Source organism: Burkholderia lata (genome assembly GCF_902499025.1).
Lineage (GTDB): Bacteria > Pseudomonadota > Gammaproteobacteria > Burkholderiales > Burkholderiaceae > Burkholderia > Burkholderia lata_C.
The window spans coordinates 40,631-59,205 of sequence record NZ_CABVPW010000016.1 but is presented as its reverse complement, the minus strand read 5'-3'; the positions used below and the strand labels follow the sequence as shown (position 1 = coordinate 59,205).

The following is an 18,575-nucleotide window of genomic DNA, read 5'->3' as shown; positions in this document are numbered from 1 at the left end:
ATGAAGAAAATCAAATGCGCACTGATCGGGCCCGGCAACATCGGCACCGACCTGCTCTACAAGCTGCGCCGCTCGCCGGTGCTCGAACCCGTGTGGATGGTCGGCGTCGATCCGGCGTCCGACGGCCTTGCCCGAGCGCGCGAGTTCGGCCTGAAGACCACCGACAAGGGGGTCGACGGGCTGCTGCCGCACGTGGCCGCCGACGACATCCGCATCGCGTTCGACGCGACGTCGGCGTACGTACACCGCGACAACTCCGACAAGCTCACCGCGCTCGGCGTGAAGATGATCGACCTGACGCCCGCCGCGATCGGGCCGTACTGCGTGCCGCCGGTGAACCTCGACGCCCATCTCGACAGTGCGCAGGCGAACGTGAACATGGTGACCTGCGGCGGCCAGGCAACGATCCCGATGGTGTACGCGGTGTCACGCGTGCAGCCGGTTGCGTACGGCGAGATCGTCGCGACGGTGTCGTCGCGCTCGGTCGGCCCCGGCACACGCAAGAACATCGACGAATTCACGCGCACGACGTCCGGTGCGATCGAACAGGTCGGCGGCGCACGCAAGGGCAAGGCGATCATCGTGATCAACCCGGCCGAGCCGCCGCTGATCATGCGCGACACGATCCACTGCCTGACCGACGGCCCGCCCGACGTCGACGCAATCACCGCGTCCGTGCATGCGATGGTCAAGGAAGTGCAGCGCTACGTGCCCGGCTACACGCTGAAGAACGGCCCGGTGTTCGACGGCAATCGCGTGTCCGTCTTCATGGAAGTCGAAGGGCTCGGCGATTACCTGCCGAAGTACGCGGGCAACCTCGACATCATGACCGCCGCCGCGGCCGCCACGGCCGAGCGTTTCGCCGAACAGATGCTGGCCGCGACGGCCGCCACCGCTTGAGTTGAGGAGCCACGCGATGTCACTTGCAGGCAAGAAGATCACCGTCCACGACATGTCGCTGCGCGACGGGATGCACCCGAAGCGCCACCAGATCACGCTCGACCAGATGCGCAACATCGCGCGCGGGCTCGATGCGGCCGGCGTGCCGCTGATCGAGGTCACGCACGGCGACGGGCTCGGCGGTGCGTCGGTCAACTACGGGTTCCCCGCGCATACCGACGAGGCGTACCTGAGCGCCGTGATTCCGGAGCTGAAGCAGGCGAAGGTGTCGGCGCTGCTGCTGCCCGGCATCGGCACCGTCGAGCATCTGCGCATGGCGCACGAACTCGGCGTCGGCACGATCCGCGTCGCGACGCACTGCACCGAAGCCGACGTGTCGGAGCAGCACATCGGCCTCGCACGCACGCTCGGGCTCGATACGGTCGGCTTCCTGATGATGGCGCACATGTCGTCGCCGGAGCAGCTCGTCGTGCAGGCGAAGCTGATGGAATCGTACGGCGCGAACTGCATCTACATCACCGATTCGGCTGGCCACATGCTGCCCGACGACGTGACCGCGCGCATCGGCCAGGTACGCGACGCGCTGAAGCCGGAGACGGAACTCGGCTTCCACGGCCATCACAACCTCGCGATGGGTGTCGCGAATTCGGTCGCGGCCGTTGCCGCCGGCGCGAACCGGATCGATGCGGCCGCGGCGGGCCTCGGCGCCGGTGCGGGCAACACGCCGATGGAAGTGTTCGTCGCGGTGTGCGACCGGATGGGGATCGAGACAGGGGTCGACGTATTCGCGATCTCGGACGTCGCCGAGGATCTCGTGGTGCCGATCATGGACGCGCCGATCCGCCTCGACCGCGACGCGCTGACGCTCGGCTATGCGGGCGTCTACTCGTCGTTCCTGCTGTTCGCGAAGCGCGCGGAAGCGAAGTACGGGATTCCCGCGCGCGACATCCTCGTCGAGCTGGGCCGGCAACGGCTCGTTGGCGGGCAGGAGGACATGATCGAGGACGCGGCGCTGACGATGGTGCGGGCGCGGGAGGTGGCGGCCTGAGCTGACGACACCACCGGAGGACGCATGGCAAAACGGGGCGCGAGCCCCGTTTTGCATTCAAGTTGCGCCAGGCACGCTCGAAGGCTATCTCCCGGCACCGTTCTTCAGCCCATGCTTTTCGGTCGACGAGCGAGGCGTCATATCGACCACCCGGCAAAAAGTAGCGCTCGCGCAGCAATACCTTCGTTCGGCCGGCACGCTCGGCGACTGTGGTATCGGCACGGATCTGTGCTCGCAACTGGAACGCTTGTATTCCGTCAGTCAGGTCTGGTCGCAACAGGTTGCGGGCATCGGGATTGCGATCTTTCGTCGTGCATCGGCCCGCCGACTGCTGACACCACGCTGTCAGTTGACGACGCCTAAGCTCGATCGACCGACACCCGAGGAGCACCGCCCGTGGCCCCTACCGGAGAACTCGCCGCACCCGCTGAGCGCACCGTCAAACGACGCGGCATGGCCCTCCTGACCCTCTGCCTCGCCGTGCTCGTCGCGCAGGTCGACACAGCCGTCGTCAATCTCGCGACGCGTGCGATCGGCGACTATTTCCACGCGGGCGTCGGCGCATTGCAATGGGTCGTCGACAGCTACAACCTCACGTACGCGGTGCTGCTGCTGACCGGCGGGCTGCTTGCCGACCTGCACGGCCGGCGCCGCATCTTCATCGCCGGCACGGCCCTCTTCACCGTCGCATCGCTGCTGTGCGCGCTCGCGCCTTCGGTATCGGTGCTGATCGCCGCCCGCGCGCTGGCCGGCGTCGGCGCCGCGCTGCTGCTGCCGGCGTCGCTCGCGATCGTGCGCGTGGTGTGGCGCGACCCGGTCGAGCGTGGCCGCGCACTCGGCATCTGGGCCGCGTGCAACGGCGTGGCGATGGCGATCGGCCCGACGCTCGGCGGCGTGCTGATCCGCCACTTCGGCTGGCGCAGCATCTTCTTCGTCGTCGTGCCGCTGAGCGTCGCCGCGATGCTGCTCGCGATCCCGGCGGTGCCCGAGTCGTCCGATCCGCGCGGCCGGCATGTCGATGTCGGCGCGCAAGTCGCGGGCGCACTCGCACTCGGCGCGCTTGCATATGCGGCGATCGTGTTCCGCGATTCGCCGGCCGCATGCGCGCTCGCGGGCTGCGTCGCGATCGCTTCGCTCGCCGCTTTCATATCGATCGAACGGCGTCACGGCGCGGCCGCGCTCTTGCCGCTCGAACTCTTCCGGATCGGCGCGTTTCGCGGCGCGATGGCGGCCACCTCGGGCATGACGTTCGGGATGTACGGCGTGCTGTTCCTGCTGCCGCTCTACTGGCAAGGCACCGGCCGCCTCGATTCGACCGGCGCGGGCCTCGCGCTGCTGCCGATGGCGCTCGTGTTCGTCGTCGTGTCGCCGTGGTCGGGGCCGCTGTCCGAACGCATCGGCTCGCGCGCGACGACGGCCGGCGGTGTCGGACTCATCGCGAGCGGGCTCGCCATGATCGGCGCGTCGGCCGATTCGTCGAGCCTGCTCGGCGCCGAACTCGGGCTCGGGTTGACGGGGCTCGGCATGGGGATCGCGACGGGGCCGCTGATGACCGTCGCCGTCGGTGCGGTCGACGCCGCGCGCTCAGGCACCGCGAGTGCGCTCGTCAATGTCGCGCGCATGACCGGCGCGACGCTCGGCATCGCGGTGCTCGGCACGCTGTTCGCGGCCGCGCACGGCGGTGCGGCCGGCTTGCGCGCGGCGATGTTCGCCGGCGCGGCCGTTCAGTTGACGGGCGCCGCGGTGTCGGCGGTCAGCATGCAGCGGGCGCGGCACGCGGCGTGACGCATCCGGGTCGATGCGAGACGGATATGCGCCGCCCTTGCCGTCAATGATGCTTCCCGCCATGCCGCTTGCGCCGATGCGCTTCGCGCGCCTGCAGCAGCGACGGCATCAGTTCCTCGATGTATTGCCGCGCCTGCCCGCGCGTCACGATCTCGCTGAAGCGCTGATGGGCCTTGTCATGGCCGACCAGCGCCGCATGCGCTTTCTTCAGGATGTGCAGAAACGCGATCAGGCTCGTGCCGTCAGGCACGGGCAGCGCATCGCGCGGGTCGGGGGCCGGTGTGGTACTCATGATCCGATCCTTTGCGGGCAGTCAGTGCGGCACGTCGGGGTGACGAGCGCCAGCAGGTCGTTCGCGAGGCGGTCGCGATCCGTCAGCGGCGCGAGGCCGAACAGCCGCTCGAGCGTCGCGGCAACCGACGCATGATCGTACGGCGTGTGATCGACCTGCCCGGCCGCGACCCACGGCGAAATCACGATCGCCGGCACCCGCACGCCATACACGTCGAACCCGAAGCCGCTCGCGTTCAGCGTCGCCGCCGCGCCATCGTTCGGCGGCGGCGCGGCACCCGGCCTGACCGAATCGTAAAAGCCGCCGTGCTCGTCGTAGCAGATCACGAGCAGGCTGTTGTTCCACACCGGCGAATTGCGGATCGCGTTGTACACGCGTGCGGCGAGCTGGTCGCCGCCGGCGAGGCCGTCCATCGGGTGTTGCGAGCTGCCGTTCTGGTAGGTGCCGTGCACGATGTCGCCGTAACCGGGCTCGATGAACGTATAGCGCGCCGTATAGCCGGCCGCGAGATCGGCCTCGAAATGCGCGAGGTCGTCGATGTCGAAGAAGCTGATGCCCTTCAGCGACGCGACCTGTGGCACGTGGCCGAGCGGGTCGCCGGTCTGGTCCTGGTAGATGCGCCAGTTGTCGTCGCCGAGCGCGCCGAAGATCGAACCCTTCGGGTACGGAAAGCCGTCGAACGCGTCCCACCCGGCCATTTCTTCCTTGGTCGGCGAATGGTCGAGCCCGGCCGACGACGCGCCGTGCAGGAAGAAGCGGTTCGGCCAGGTCGGCCCCGGCATCGATGCGTGCCACGCGTCGCACAGCACGAACGCGTTCGCGAGCGCGGACAGCGACGGCGCCTGCGTCGCGATATCGACGCCCTGCATGATCTTGCCTGCGTCGGCCGGCTGCGGCGGCGTGCCTTCGGAATGCGAGGTCGCGTAGTTCGACACGAACCCGGTATTGCCGATCGGCGGATACGCCTGCCCTTTCACGAATGGCACACCCGCGCCGCAGAGCTGCTCGAGCACGTCGGTGAATTCGTGGCATGGATCGGTCGGCATCCGGTCGGGCGCGCCGCCGCCGAACGGATAGACCGCGTCGCCGTACGCGTTGCTGTTACCCGGCGATGCGGCAACGATGTCGGGATAGCCCGACAGCGCGAACAGATGATCGAAGGAACGGTTCTCGAGCATCAGCACGAACACGTGCTGGATGCGGTCCTGAACCGACGGGGATGCGGGGGCTGCGTCTGCACTCATGGCGCCTCCTGGCGTCGCGCGACGAAAGTCCTGCTGGCACGGTCGTTGGCCCGTTGAAAGCCGCTGAAGGCATTGAAAGCCGTGGCGCGGGCTGCGGATTGCCGTCGAGTGTACGACCGCGCCGGCCCGCGCGTAAAGCCGCACGCGAACCGTGTTGCGGCGTGTGCGCTCAGCCGTCGGCCGACGCGGTTTCCAGCGTGACGACATCACGCGGCGGCGGCGCACCGACCATCCGCGCGTATTCGCGGCTGAACTGCGACGCGCTCTCGCAGCCGACGCGATACGCGGCCGTTCCCGCGTTCGCCGCGCCCGCGACGCTCAGCCCATCGCGGGGTCGAGCGGGATCGTGCGCCGATCGTTGACTTTCGCCGAGCGGCCCGATACGATCGATGCACTTTCAAGACGCCCTCCCGGTCCGCCGGGAGGGCGTTTCGTTTTGGTTCCTCCAACCAAAAGGAAACCCCTTGAAATGAACCGTATCGACACCCTCACCTCCGGCCCGAACGGCGGCCTAGGCTACCTGCAGCATGGCACGGGCCCCGAATGCGTGATGGTCCTGCACGACTGGCTCGGCGACCACACCAACTACACGGCGCTGCTGCCGTATCTCGACGAAGCCGCGTTCACGTACGTGTTCGTCGACCTGCGCGGCTACGGCGAATCCATCCATCTGACCGGCGCCTGTACCGTCGACGAGATCTCGGCCGACTGCCTGGCGCTCGCGGATCGGCTCGGCTGGCAGCGCTTTCACGTGATCGGCCATTCGATGACCGGGATGGCGACCCAACGGCTCGCCGCCGACGCGCCGTCGCGCATCAAGCGCGCGATCGCCGTGTGCCCGGTGTCGGCCGCCGGCAATCGCCTGAACGACGACGCGCGCGCATTCTTCGCGAGCACGACCGTCGACGACGATGCGTTTCGCCGGCTCGTGCGATTCGTGACGGGAGGATTGTCGGCGCGCTGGGCCGACATGAAGTTGCGGCAGAACCGCGAGCGCGTGGCGCCGGATTGCCGGCTCGCGTATCTCGACATGCTGACCGGTACGGACTTCGTCGACGACATCCGCGGGCTCGACACACGCTTCCTGGTGATTGTCGGCGACAAGGATCCGGGGCTCGACGAAGCGGCGATGCAGGCGACTTTCCTGGCGTGGCACCCGAACGCGCGGCTCGTGACGATGCCGAATTGCGGGCACTACCCGATGCAGGAATGTCCGCCGTATTTCGCGATGATCGTCGAGGATTTCCTGCGGGACGCGGCCGCTTGAGCGTTGCGCACGCGCGGCGACCGGTGAAGGCGGTATTGGCCGCCGCGGCATGACGATGCCGGCGACGACCGGTGGACGGCACGCGATGGTGTCGTCCACCCGGTTCGTCCGGCCTCGTCGGCCGGACGGGATTCGATCGGCGAGGCGGTGCTGCGTGCCCGCGCCGTTCGTTGCCGCTTAACGGCGCGGCTGGCCGGTTCGCGGCGGACGCGGGGAATTCGCGTCCTTGTGACGGAAGTTGATGCGCCCCTTGGTGAGGTCATAAACCGACAGTTCCAGCGTCACGCGATCGCCCGCGAGAATGCGGATGTGGTTCTTGCGCATGCGGCCCGACGCGTATGCGCCGACCACGACGCCGTTTTCCAGCGTGACACGGTATTTGCTGTCCGGCAGCACTTCGTCGACGATTCCGTCCAGTTCCAGCAGTTCTTCTTTTGCCAAACCAATTCCTCCAGACAAGGTAATTGACCGCGGCCGCGGCGATCTGCCCGGCGCCGTGTCCCGTAACGGAACGGCGGCCGGCAGGCTGCCGGGGATCGGTTCGTTCAGACGGGCCAGGGGCCTGTCTTGCGATCGGAGCCCGGCGCGTTGCGGCGTTCAGGCGGTCGGTGGCGGCGGCGCATGAAGCGCCGCGCAAGTCGGGACCGCGCCTGCTACGGCATGGCGGCGGTCTGCTCGGGTTGATGCGTTGAAGCGGTGATGCGCTCGCGAAACGACAGGCGCTTCACGAAGGCGTTGCGTCGCACGCGGGTCACGCATGCGATGAGGGAGGCGTCACGACCGATGCATCGTGAATGTCGCGATGCATCGGTCGTGCGCATCGGAATCGCGCCGGCTGCCGCCAAAGCGGCGCCCTGCGCGCAAATCCATCCGGCAGCGGCCACCGTGTGGCGGCCGTTGCCGATGCGGCTTACTGCGGCGTGATGTTCGACGCTTGCAGACCCTTCGGGCCGCGCTTCACTTCGAAGCTGACCTTCTGGCCTTCGGCCAGGGTCTTGAAGCCCGTGCCGCGAATTTCAGAGAAATGGGCGAACAGATCGTCGCCGCCGTTGTCAGGGGAGATGAAACCAAAGCCCTTGGTTTCGTTGAACCACTTGACGGTACCGGTATCCACAATTACTTCCTTAATACAAATGACGAATGATTGAACATGCGCCCTCGACGGGCACAGAAAGAATCAAAAGAGGGAGAGACCAACGACCGCCGCACGGAGTGCGGCCAATGATGAGCAATCGAACTTCTTGAACACTTCGGTCATGGACACTACGCGCTAGTGGGCGTTTCGTCAAGTCTTTTTGATGCGATGCACAAGCACGCCGCCGCGGGCGCCTTACGCGGCGGGCGTTGCCGGCCGACGGAGCGCATTTCGATGCTCCCCCTTTTTCGGCCGGCCTGCCCGTTTTTACTGCGGCTCGAACACGTGATGCAGCGCAGGCGGCGCGTCGCCTTCGCGAATCCGCATTTCGAATGCCTTACGCGTGACGCTCGTCGGCCGCACGTCCGCCACGTCCAGGTAGAACTGCGAATACCAGTCGCGCATCTGGTACAGCGGGCCGTCGCCTTCGCACAGCAGCGGATTGTCGATCCGCGTCTTGCTGTGCCAGATGTCGACGTCCTCGTAGAACGCGCGCTGCGCTTCCTTCACGTACGCGTTCGCGATCTCCATGTTCTGCGCGTCGGTCAGCCCGGCCACCTTCTTCACGATCACGCCGTAACGCAGCTCGAAGCTGTTCATGTCGATCGGCACGTGGCAGTTCAGCAGCACCGAATGGATCGGCTGCCCGCCGCTCTGCCCCGTCATCTGCGTGATGTGCACGGCCGGCCCGAAATAGGTCGACAGCGCGGTCAGCGCATCGCCGCCGAGCTTCTCGCTGCGGCCGACCATCAGCTGCGTCGCCTTGTGGTCCTCGAACAGATTCGCGAAATAGTCGATCGGCGCGCGGTGCACGGTCGCGAAGTGCGCGACGTCCGAGATGTTGTCGACCAGTTCGCGGCAGTTGGCCTGGATCACCATCTTGTCGACGACCCAGTCCGACCATTCGTCGGAGAAGCACACATCGAGGCGCGGAATCGCGACTTCCGGCGGCGGCGCGTTGCCTTCCGGGTCGTTCCACACGAACAGCAGGTTGTTTTCCTCGCAGGTCGGCCATGCGCCGATGCGCGCCTTCGGCGGGATCCGCTTGCAGTACGGAATCGATGCGCACTGCCCTTCGCCGCTCCACGCCCAGCCGTGGAACGGGCACACGAGATTGTCGCCCTGCACGGTGCCGAGGCTCAGGTCGGCGCCCATGTGCGGGCAGTAGGCGTCGACGACGTTGACCTTGCCGGTCGAATCGGCGAACGCGGCGAGCTTGCGGCCGAACGCGTTCAGCGTGTGCGGCTTGCCGTCCTTGAAATCGCGGGCGAGCCCGAGGCAGTGCCAGCCGCGCGCATAGCGCTGCGCGAGCGGCTGGGCTTCGATCTTGTAAGGGCGTGCGGACATGTGGGTTGACTCCTCTTGTCGAGAGCGCGCGGCGGCCGGCCGCACGCGGGGGAAATGGGGGGCGCCGGTCAGCGCATCGGGTTGCCGGGTTCGAGCGCGGGCGACGGCTTCAGCGGCGCCGGAGCCGCCGGCGACGGCTGCTGCCGGTGCACCACGCGGCGCTCGGCGCGCTCGACGCCGAGCCACGCGGCGAGCGCGGGCAGCAGGAACACCGCGCCGAACAGGTTCACGAGGAACATGAACGCGAGCAGCACGCCCATGTCGACCTGGAACTTCAGCGCGGAGAACGCCCACGTGCCGACGCCGATGAACATCGTGACGGCCGTGAACAGCGCCGCCGTGCCGCGCTGGCGCATGGCATCCGCGAAGGCGTCCGGCAGCGTCGCGCCGTGGCGGATGTCGTGCTGCAGGCGCTCGTACAGGTAGATGCCGTAGTCGACACCCACGCCCACGCCGAGCGTGATCACCGGCAGCGTCGCGACCTTCAGCCCGATGCCGAGCAGCGCCATCACCGCGTTGCACAGGATCGACACGAGCGTGAGCGGCACGATGATGCACAGCACCGCGCGCCACGAGCGGAACGTGACCGCGCACAGCAGCGCGATCGCGCCGAAGATCGACAGCAGCATCGCGATCTCCGCGTCGCCGACGGCCTCGTTGGTCGCGGCCATCACGCCGACGTTGCCGCCCGCGAGCCGGAACGCGACGTTCGGCGTCGGGTTTTCGGCCGCGAAGCGCTTGATCTCGTCGACGATGTGCGCAATGGTCGTGCCTTCGTGGTTCTTCGTGTAGATCAGCACCTGGATCGCCTTGCAGTTCGCGGTGTTCATCCCGTTGTCGGGGTCGAACGCGTTGGAACCCTGCGTGAGCCCGTCGCTGGAGCGCGGCAGCGCGGCCCAGCGCGGGTTGCCCTCGTTGAACGCGGCGATGAACACCTTGCCCTGCGACGACACGCTCGTCACCGACTGCACGCCGGCCACGCCGCGCATGTTCATCTCGAACTTCTCGATCGCGCTCATCACCGGGTAATGCAGGCACGCGTCGTCGAAGCCGGTTGTCTCGACGATCACCGACAGCACGTCCACGCCGATGTTGTACTGGTGCGTGATCGCCGCGTTGTCGATGTTGTAGCGCGAGTTCACGCGCAGCTCCGGCGCGCCGGTGCCGATGTCGCCGATCTCCAGCTTGCGCGATTCGAGCGTGCCGTACGCGAGCAGCGCGAGCGCCACCGCGAACACGCCAAGCGCGGGCACAGGCCGTGCGAACACCGCGAAACGCGACCACTTCCCGCTGCCGCCGGCCGCCGCCGTGCGCTGCGCACGCGCCAGCGTGCCGCGTTCGAGGCGCGTGTACGACAGCAGGATCGGCAGGAACACCTTGTTCGTCACGATCATCAGCAGCACGCCGAGGCACGCGGTGATGCCGAGCTCGCGCACGATGTCGATCCTGATCCGCATGATCACCATGAAGCCGAGCGCGTTGGTCAGCAACGCGACCGTGCCCGGCACGAACAGCTTGCGGAACGCGTCGCGCGCGGCATCGACCGACGACGCGCCGCGCACCAGCGCCTGCTTCCACGCGTTCGTCATCTGCACCGCGTGCGACACGCCGATCGAGAAGATCAGGAACGGCACGAGGATCGACATCGGGTCGATGCCGAGGCCGAGCAGCGGCAGCGCGCCGAGCAGCCACACGACCGGCAGCAGCGCGACGACGAGCGCCAGCACGGTGGTCTTCAACGAACGCGTGTATGCGAACAGCAGCGCGGCCGTCACGAGGAACGCGAGCGCGAAGAACGCCATCACGCCCGCGATGCCGTTCTCGACGTCGCCCACCAGCTTCGCGAAGCCGATGATGTTCACGTCGATGCCCTGCTTCGCGTACTTCGCGCGGATGTCCTCCAGCTGGCGCGCGACCGCGCTGTAGTCGAGCCGCTTGCCGGTGGCCGGGTCGGTCTCGCGCAGCTCCGCACGGATCAGCGCCGACTTCAGGTCGTTGCCGACGAGGCGGCCGATCTGCCCGGAACGCGCGACGTTGCGGCGCACCTTCGCGAGATCGTCCGGGTTCGCGCTCGAGAACTGGCCCGGTACGACCACGTCGCCGCGAAAGCCGGCTTCCGTCACCTCGGTGTAGTGGACGTTCGGCGTGAACAGCGAGAACACGCGCGAGCGGTTCACGCCGGGAATGAAGAACACGTCGTCGGTCGCATGGCGCAGCGCGTCCATGAACGTCTGGTTGTAGATGTCGCCGTCGCCCTTCCAGCGCAGGCTCACGAGGATCGTGTTCGCGCCGGGGAACGCGCCCGCATAGCGCTCGAACACCTGCATGTACGGGTGCTGCATCGGGATCATCTTGTTGAAGCCCGGATCGAGCTTCAGGCGCGTCGCGGACAGCCCGAGCGCGAGCGTCACCGCGACGCACAGCAGCATCAGCAGCTTGCGCTGGCGGATGATCGTGTCGGCGCAGCGCTCGACGAACGCGGCGAGGCGCGACGCGGGAACGGCTTCAGGGGGACGTGACAGGTCGTTCATGGAATTCTCTTGTCGATGCGTAACGAACGGGAGCAGGCAGCAGGACGGCCGCGCGTCAGGACGGTGTCGACGCCACCGCGCCGGCGAGCGGCGCGACGCCGGCCTCGCCGCCGAGCAGCAGCGCGCCGTGGCCCATGTCGAGCACGGCCGCGAGGCTTTGCACGCCGCCGAGCTTGCGCACGTCGAAGGTCAGCCCGCCGTCGCGCGACGCGACGATCGCGCCGCCCTGGCCGACCAGCACGAGCTCGCCGTCGGCGAGCTGGGTCGCGCCGAAGTACGACACCGGCACGTGGCTGTCGACATGCGTCCAGGTCGCGCCGCGATCGGTGCTGCGCACCACGTTGCCGCGCATCCCGTACGCGACCCAGTCACCGTTCGCGAGCATCAGCGCGCCGAACAGCGAGCCGGCATACGGCGACGGCAGCTTGTCCCACGTCGCGCCGTTGTCGGTCGAGCGCAGCAGCGTGCCGCTCTCGCCCGCGATCAGCAGGTTGCCGTGGCCGTCGCCGACGATCGCATTCAGGTGACGGTCGCCCGCCGGCGTCTTCACGGTCTGCCAGTTGACGCCCGCGTCGTCCGAACGCAGCAACTGGCCGAAGCTGCCGGCCGCGAACAGCGGGCCGTCCGCCGTGCCCCACACGGACAGCAGCGGATCGGAATGTTCGTGGTCCATGTGCACTTCGCGCCAGTGCACGCCGGCGTCGTCGCTGCGCACGATCCGGCCGTCGTGGCCGACCGCGATCCCGAGCGTCGGCGTGATGAAGCGCACCTGCGTGAGCGTCGAGCCCTGGTCGGGCGTCACCGATGCCGGCCGCCAGTGAGCGCCCGCGTCATCGCTCAGCAGGATCACGCCGCGTTCGCCGACCGCGACGATGCGCGCGCCGGCCCGGGCGAGCCCGTTGACCTGCAGCCGGTCCGCGTGGATCGCGGTGACCGGAAACGCCGGCAGCGGCCGCGGCGAAAACGCGAACAGCGCGGCGCCGAGCACGAGCGCCGACATCGCGAGTCCGGGCAAAGTTCGTTTCATCGCTTGTCTCCTGTGTCTGCATGCGACGACGGTGCGCGCCATGGCGCCCACCGCCGTCGCCTGCAAGTCTCCGGGCCGTCGGTCGTTGCCGCGGCCTCGAATGGTCCTGAATGGCGGGCCGCCCGTGCGGCGCGGCCCGTCCGCGTGCCGCTACGCGCCGACTTCGAACAGCGCGGCGGCACCCATCCCGCCGCCGATGCACATCGTCACGACCGCGTGCCGCACGCCGCGCCGCGCGCCTTCGAGCAGCGCGTGCATCGTCATCCGCGTGCCCGACATCCCGAACGGATGGCCGAGCGCGATCGCGCCGCCATCGACGTTCAGCCGATCGTCGGGAATGCCGAGCGTGTCGCGGCAGTACAGCGCCTGGCACGCGAACGCCTCGTTCAGCTCCCACAGCCCGATGTCGCCGACCGTCATGCCGAAGCGCGCCAGCAGCTTCGGAATCGCGAACACCGGGCCGATGCCCATCTCGTCCGGCTCGCAGCCGGCCACCGCGAGGCCGCGGAACGCGCCGAGCGGCGTCAGCCCGCGGCGCACCGCCTCGCTGCGCGACATCACGACCACGGCCGCCGCGCCGTCCGACAGTTGCGACGCATTGCCGGCCGTCACGAACTCGCCCTGCTCGACGACCTTGCCGCCGCTCCACGACGGCTTCAGCCCCGCGAGCCGCTCGGCCGTCGTGCCGGCGCGCACGCCTTCGTCACGCGCGGCGTTCACGTCCTCGTGACCGGCCGGGTTGCCTTCCTTGTCGAACAGCGCGCGCCGCACGTCGAGCAGCGCGATTTCCGCGTCGAAGCGGCCGGCCGCCTGGGCGTCGGCCGTGCGCTGGTGGCTCTGCAGCGCGAATTCATCCTGTGCGGCGCGCGAGATCCCGTAGCGGCGCGACACGATCTCGGCCGTTTCCATCATCGCCATGTACGCGGCCGGCTGGTGGTCGAGCACGGCCTGCGAGCGCGCGCGATACGCGTTCTTGTGCTTGTTCTGCGTGAGCGAGATCGACTCGACGCCGCCCGCGACGACGATCCGCGCATCGCCCGCGCCGATGCTGCGCGCGGCGCTCGCGATCGACATCAGGCCCGACGAGCACATGCGGTCGATCGCCATGCCGGGCACCGATGCCGGCAGCCCGGCCGCCGCGGCCGACAGGCGGCCGATGTTGTAGCCCTGCGTGCCCTGCTGCGCGGCGCAGCCGATCAGCACGTCGTCGACATCGGCCGGCGCGACGCCCGCGCGTTCGAGTGCGGTGCGCACGACGTGGCCGCCCAGCGCGGGCGCCTCGGTGTCGTTGAACATGCCGCGAAACGCCTTGCCGATCGGCGTGCGTGCGACGGAAACGATGACTGCGTCTTCCATGTCTCTGCTCTCTAGAAGTAGTAACGGCTGATCGTGTCGGCCACACAACCGGGCTTCGCTTCGCTTTCGATCTCGACGGTCACGCGAATCCATGCCTGCACACCGCCGTCGAGCGGCTCGACGCGCAACAGCTCGCCGACACCGCGCACGCGCGCGCCGACCTTCACCGGTGCGGGGAAGCGGATCTTGTCGCAGCCGTAGTTGACGCCGAGCCGCGCGCCGTCGATCCGCACGATCTGCGGCAGGAAGTAATTCACGAGCGACAAGGTCAGGTACCCATGCGCGATGCACGCACCGAACGGGCCGTCCTTCGCGCGCAGCGGGTCGACGTGCACCCACTGGTGGTCGCCCGTCGCATCGGCGAAGCCGTCGATGCGGATCTGGTCGATCGCGAGCCACGCGCTCGCGCCGAGCGTGTCGCCGACGGCCGCCGCAAGTTCGCCGGGATGCGCGAACACGCGGGGCGTCGCGCGCACGGGGTCGAGGGTCGTGCTCATCATGCGTGCTGGCTGCTGACCGACAGCACTTCGCCGGTCATGTACGACGCGTAATCGCTTGCAAGGAACACCATCACGTTCGCGACCTCCCAGACTTCGGCGGCGCGCCCGAAGGCTTCGCGCGACGCCAGTTGATTCAGCAAGTCGGCCGGGGCCGACTTCTTCAGAAAATCGTGCATCGCGATACTCGGTGCGACCGCGTTGATGCGCACTCCGTACGGCGACGCCTCGAGCGCCGCGCAGCGCGTGAGCGCCATCACGCCGGCCTTCGCTGCCGCGTAGTGCGCCTGTTCCGCCTGCGCGCGCCAGCCGAGCACCGATGCGTTGTTGACGATCGCGCCGCGGCCTCGGGCCTGCATGTGCGGCAGCATCGCGCGCGTCATCCGGAACGTCCCGGTCAGGCTAATGTCGATCACGCGCGACCATTCGGCATCGTCCATATCGACGATGCGGGTCGAGCCGCCGAGCCCGGCGTTGTTGATCAGCACGTCGACGCCGTCGAGCTTGTCCTGTGCGTCCGCGACGAGCGCCTGCACGTCGGCCTCGACCGCGACGTTGCACAGGCGGCCGTAGACCTGCTGCAGCCCCGTTTCGGCGCGCAACGTCTCGACCGCCTGTTCGAGGCGCTTTTCGTGGATGTCGGAGATGAACAGCGCGCGGCAGCCTTCTTCCGCGCAACGGCGCGCGGCCGCGAAGCCGATGCCGGCACCGGCGGCAGCCGTGATCAGCACCGATTTGCCGGCGAGCAGCTGGTGGCCCGGCACGTAGGCCGGCGCTTTCTGGATCTGGGGTTCGGTCATGCTGTTCCTCTTGCTTCCCTGGGCATGCCGAGCCCGCGCTCGGCCATGATGTTGAGCTGGATTTCGTTGGTGCCCGCGTAGATCGTGTCCGCACGGGAGAACAGGAATACGCGCTGCAGATGGGTAAGCTTTTCGTCGGCCGGATCGATCACGTTCGCGCGCGGGCCGAGGGCATCCATCGCGAGCTGGCCGAGGTCGCGGTGCCAGTTCGACCAGAAGTACTTGTAGATCAGCGCCTCGCGGCGCAGCGGCGCGCCGGCCCCGCCATCGGCGTCGTCCGCGCCGGACAGCATCCGCAGCGCGTTGTAGCGCATCACGCGCAGCCCGGCCCACGCGCGGCCGATCCGCTGGCGCAGCACGGGGTCGCGGTCCGCGCCCGATTCGCGCGCGGCGTCGATCACCCATTCCAGTTCCCGGACGAACTGCATCTGCTGACCGAGCGTCGACATCCCGCGCTCGAAGCCGAGCAGCGTCATCGCGATCCGCCAGCCGTCGCCGGGTGCGCCGACGAGGTCGCGGGCTTCCGCGCGCGCGCCGTCGAAGAACACTTCGTTGAATTCCGCGCCGCCGTTGAGCTGCGTGATCGGCCGGATCTCGATGCCCGGCTGGTCGAGCGGCATCAGCAGGAACGACAGCCCCTTGTTGCCCTTCGACGCGGGATCGGTGCGAGCGAGCACGAAGATCCAGTCGGAATCGTGCGCAAGCGACGTCCAGACCTTCTGGCCATAGACGCGCCACGTGCCGTCCGCATCCTGTTCGGCGCGCGTGCGCACGTTGGCCAGGTCGGAACCCGCGCCGGGCTCCGAGTAGCCCTGGCACCAGAACTGCGTGCCGGCCAGGATGCCCGGCAGGAAGCGCGCGCGCTGGTCGTCGGTGCCGCACGCGACGAGCGTCGGCCCCAGCAACCCTTCGCCGATGTGACCCATCCGCCCGGGGCCGCCGGCACGCGCATATTCCTCGTGGAAGATCACCTGCTCGGCGACCGAGAAGCCGCGCCCGGCGACATCCGTCGGCCAGCCGAGCCCGGTCCAGCCGCCCTTCGCCAGCTCCTGCTCCCATGCCTTGCGCAGCTCGGGCCACGCTTCCTCGTCGCCGGGGCCGCCGCGGTATTTCAGGCAAGCGAAGTCGCCAGTCAGGTGCGATTGCACCCAGTCGGCCACTTCGTGCCGCAATTGCTGTTCGCGCGTTTCGCTGTTCATTGAAGGGCTCCTGCGCGTGCGGCCGATGGACGAGATATCACCGCAGCGGGTGATGCGAAAGCGTCGTCGCGATGCGATGCGCCGCCGTCGATCGCATGGGACGCGATCCATTCGAGCAGTTGCGGCGTGCTGCCGAACTGCGCACCCGACGCCTGTGCACGCTTGAAATAGAGATGCGGGTCGTATTCCCACGTAAAGCCGACGCCGCCGTGCAGCTGGATCGCTTCCTGTGCGCAAAACGCATACGCGTCGTTCGCGGCGGATTTCGCGGCAGCGATGTCGGCGCGCAATGCGTCGCTCGGCAGCAAGCCGCCGGCTTCCGCGTCCCACGCATGCGCAGCGCCGAGCACCGCCGAGCGCGCCGATTCGATCAGCACCATCATCTGTGCGCAGCGGTGCTTGACGGCCTGGAACGACGCGATCGCGCGGCCGAACTGCACGCGCTGGCTCGTGTAGTCGAGCGTCAGGTCGAGGCATTGCTGGGCGCCGCCGAGCTGTTCGGCGGCCAGCGCGAGTGCTGCGAACCAGGCGGTGCGTTCCAGCCCCTGTGCAACCGCAGTGCCGCCAGCAAGCAGTGCGTCGCGGCTCACGCGAGCTTCATCGAGCACTACGCGCGCGATCGGCCGTGTAGCGTCGAGCGTGTCGAGCGGCGTGACCGTGAGCCCCGATGCCGTTGTGACGTCGATTGCGAACAGCCCGATCGACTGCCCTTCGTTCGCGATCCGCGCGGGCACCAGCAGCAGGTCGGCACGCGCGCCGTCGATCACCTGTTCGAGCGTGCCGGACAGCGCATAGCCGCCCGCCGTTTCTTCCGCGACGACCGGCAGTTGCCGCGCACCGGCCGGCAGATCGAACGGCAGCGCCAGCGTCGCGCTGCACGCGCCTTCTGCGATCTTCCCGAGCCAGCCGTTTGCCAGCGGCGTGCCGGCGCAGCCCGCCAGCGCGGTCGCCGCGAGACACGCCGTCGAAAAATACGGCACGCACGCGACGCGCCGGCCGAGCTGTTCCATCAGCACGGTCTGCTCGACCGCGCCGAGCCCCAGCCCCCCGGCCGCCTCGGGCAACGCAAGCGCATTCCAGCCAAGCTCGCCCGCCAGCGCGGCCCACAACGCATCGTCACGGCCGCCGGACTGCTCGAGCGCGCGGCGCACGTCGGCCGATGCGCTGCGTTCGGCGAGCACGTCGGCCGCCGCGTCGCGGATCATCGCCTGTTCGTCGGTGAGCGCCAGGTCCATGGCTCAGCTCCCGTACACGCGCTGCGCGGGTCGCGCACCGGCGAGCAGCTGCGCGACCGCCGGGCCGACCTCGGCCGCCGCCCAGCGCGCGCCGCGATCGACGCTCGGGCCCGTGCGCCAGCCTTCCGCGACCGCGATCATCCCGCCCGCGACCTCGAACACCTGGCCCGTCACGTCGGCCGACAGCGCGCTGCCGAGCCACACGACCAGCGGCGCGACGTTGGCCGGATCGAAATAGTCGAAGCCGCCGTCTTCGGGTTTCTTCATCATGTCGGCGAACACGCCTTCGGTCATCGACGTGCGCGCGGCCGGCGCCAGCGCGTTCACGCGCACGCCGTAGCGCTGCAGCTCGGCCGCCTGCATCAGCGTGAGCGCGGCGATCCCGGCCTTAGCCGCGCCGTAGTTCGACTGGCCGATCGAGCCTTGCAGCCCGGCGCCCGAACTCGTGTTGACGATCCGCGCGTCGACTGCGTGGCCGGTCTTCGCCGCGTCGCGCCACACGCGCGCCAGCACGCTCGACAGGCAGAAGTGGCCGCGCAGGTGCACGCGCATCACATCGTCCCAGTCGGCTTCGGTCATGCTCGTGAACATCTTGTCGCGGCAGATGCCCGCATTGTTGACGAGCACATGCACGTCGCCGAATGCTTCGCGCGCCGCGTCGACGATCCGCTGCGCGGTGTCGACCTGCGTGATGTCGTCCGCATTCGCAAGCGCCCGGCCACCGCGTTGCGTGATCTCGTCGCACACAGCCTGTGCCGCTTCGTGCCGGATGTCGTTGACGACGACCGCCGCGCCTTCAGCCGCGAACGCCAGCGCGTATTCGCGCCCGAGCCCGCCGCCCGCGCCGGTGATGATGACGGTGCGTCCGTTACAGATTCCCATGCTCATGCCTCGTGGATCGTGAAAGATGGC

At 68.5% G+C, this 18,575-nt stretch carries 17 protein-coding genes; 4 read left to right on the top strand and 13 right to left on the bottom strand.

Annotation, left to right across the window (positions count from 1 at the left end):
* The 3 genes from BDI24065_RS17795 (at nt 1) to BDI24065_RS17785 (ending at nt 3,733) form a co-directional block, all read left to right on the top strand.
* Complete coding sequence (locus tag BDI24065_RS17795) at nt 1–900, top strand: acetaldehyde dehydrogenase (acetylating) (protein ID WP_046547936.1); 900 nt, start codon at nt 1–3, stop codon at nt 898–900.
* A 16-nt stretch (nt 901–916) separates the two neighbouring features.
* Complete coding sequence (dmpG, locus tag BDI24065_RS17790; protein ID WP_175032380.1) at nt 917–1,948, top strand: 4-hydroxy-2-oxovalerate aldolase; 1,032 nt, start codon at nt 917–919, stop codon at nt 1,946–1,948.
* A 453-nt stretch (nt 1,949–2,401) separates the two neighbouring features.
* Complete coding sequence (locus BDI24065_RS17785; protein WP_254609787.1) at nt 2,402–3,733, top strand: MFS transporter; 1,332 nt, start codon at nt 2,402–2,404, stop codon at nt 3,731–3,733.
* A 43-nt stretch (nt 3,734–3,776) separates the two neighbouring features.
* Here BDI24065_RS17785 and BDI24065_RS17780 read toward each other — a convergent pair whose 3' ends face one another.
* Nucleotides 3,777–4,025 carry a hypothetical protein gene (locus BDI24065_RS17780; protein ID WP_175032378.1) on the bottom strand — a complete coding sequence of 83 codons (249 nt, stop codon included), beginning with the start codon at nt 4,023–4,025 and terminating at the stop codon, nt 3,777–3,779.
* Nucleotides 4,022–5,269, bottom strand: coding sequence for an alkaline phosphatase family protein (locus tag BDI24065_RS17775; RefSeq protein ID WP_175032377.1), 1,248 nt, complete (start codon nt 5,267–5,269; stop codon nt 4,022–4,024). The genes BDI24065_RS17780 and BDI24065_RS17775 overlap by 4 nt, the downstream gene beginning before the upstream one ends.
* A gap of 469 nt (nt 5,270–5,738) precedes the next feature.
* Between BDI24065_RS17775 and BDI24065_RS17765 the strand changes: the two genes are divergently transcribed.
* Entirely contained in the window at nt 5,739–6,536 is a 798-nt protein-coding gene (locus tag BDI24065_RS17765) for an alpha/beta fold hydrolase (RefSeq protein WP_175032376.1), read from the top strand.
* A 177-nt stretch (nt 6,537–6,713) separates the two neighbouring features.
* Here BDI24065_RS17765 and infA read toward each other — a convergent pair whose 3' ends face one another.
* The 11 genes from infA to BDI24065_RS17710 all read right to left on the bottom strand — a co-directional run bounded on the left by infA (nt 6,714) and on the right by BDI24065_RS17710 (nt 18,545).
* Nucleotides 6,714–6,977, bottom strand: a complete 264-nt coding sequence (gene infA, locus BDI24065_RS17760) for a translation initiation factor IF-1 (protein ID WP_011355053.1) — start codon at nt 6,975–6,977, stop codon at nt 6,714–6,716.
* 469 nt (nt 6,978–7,446) lie between these two features.
* Nucleotides 7,447–7,650: a cold-shock protein gene (locus BDI24065_RS17755; RefSeq protein WP_006483056.1), complete on the bottom strand. Its 204-nt coding sequence runs from the start codon at nt 7,648–7,650 to the stop codon at nt 7,447–7,449.
* Between the two features lie 288 nt (nt 7,651–7,938).
* Nucleotides 7,939–9,018, bottom strand: coding sequence for a Rieske 2Fe-2S domain-containing protein (locus BDI24065_RS17750; protein WP_175032375.1), 1,080 nt, complete (start codon nt 9,016–9,018; stop codon nt 7,939–7,941).
* A gap of 68 nt (nt 9,019–9,086) precedes the next feature.
* The gene (locus BDI24065_RS17745; RefSeq protein ID WP_175032374.1) at nt 9,087–11,549 is read right to left on the bottom strand and encodes an efflux RND transporter permease subunit; all 2,463 of its coding nucleotides are present in this window, start codon (nt 11,547–11,549) and stop codon (nt 9,087–9,089) included.
* A gap of 55 nt (nt 11,550–11,604) precedes the next feature.
* Nucleotides 11,605–12,576, bottom strand: coding sequence for a WD40/YVTN/BNR-like repeat-containing protein (locus BDI24065_RS17740; RefSeq protein ID WP_175032373.1), 972 nt, complete (start codon nt 12,574–12,576; stop codon nt 11,605–11,607).
* Nucleotides 12,577–12,726: 150 nt separating this feature from the next.
* Nucleotides 12,727–13,932: an acetyl-CoA C-acyltransferase gene (locus BDI24065_RS17735; RefSeq protein WP_175032372.1), complete on the bottom strand. Its 1,206-nt coding sequence runs from the start codon at nt 13,930–13,932 to the stop codon at nt 12,727–12,729.
* 11 nt (nt 13,933–13,943) lie between these two features.
* Nucleotides 13,944–14,429, bottom strand: a complete 486-nt coding sequence (locus tag BDI24065_RS17730; RefSeq protein ID WP_175032479.1) for a MaoC family dehydratase — start codon at nt 14,427–14,429, stop codon at nt 13,944–13,946.
* On the bottom strand, nt 14,429–15,229 hold the full coding sequence (locus BDI24065_RS17725; protein WP_059697333.1) for an SDR family oxidoreductase: 801 nt from the start codon (nt 15,227–15,229) through the stop codon (nt 14,429–14,431). The genes BDI24065_RS17730 and BDI24065_RS17725 overlap by 1 nt, the downstream gene beginning before the upstream one ends.
* A complete protein-coding gene (locus BDI24065_RS17720; RefSeq protein ID WP_175032371.1) occupies nt 15,226–16,428 on the bottom strand; it encodes an acyl-CoA dehydrogenase family protein in 1,203 nt (400 codons plus the stop codon). Before BDI24065_RS17720 ends, BDI24065_RS17725 begins: the two co-directional genes overlap by 4 nt.
* Complete coding sequence (locus BDI24065_RS17715; protein ID WP_175032370.1) at nt 16,425–17,663, bottom strand: acyl-CoA dehydrogenase family protein; 1,239 nt, start codon at nt 17,661–17,663, stop codon at nt 16,425–16,427. Before BDI24065_RS17715 ends, BDI24065_RS17720 begins: the two co-directional genes overlap by 4 nt.
* Before the next feature lie 3 nt (nt 17,664–17,666).
* Entirely contained in the window at nt 17,667–18,545 is an 879-nt protein-coding gene (locus BDI24065_RS17710; RefSeq protein WP_175032369.1) for an SDR family oxidoreductase, read from the bottom strand.
* Nucleotides 18,546–18,575 lie beyond the last annotated feature (30 nt).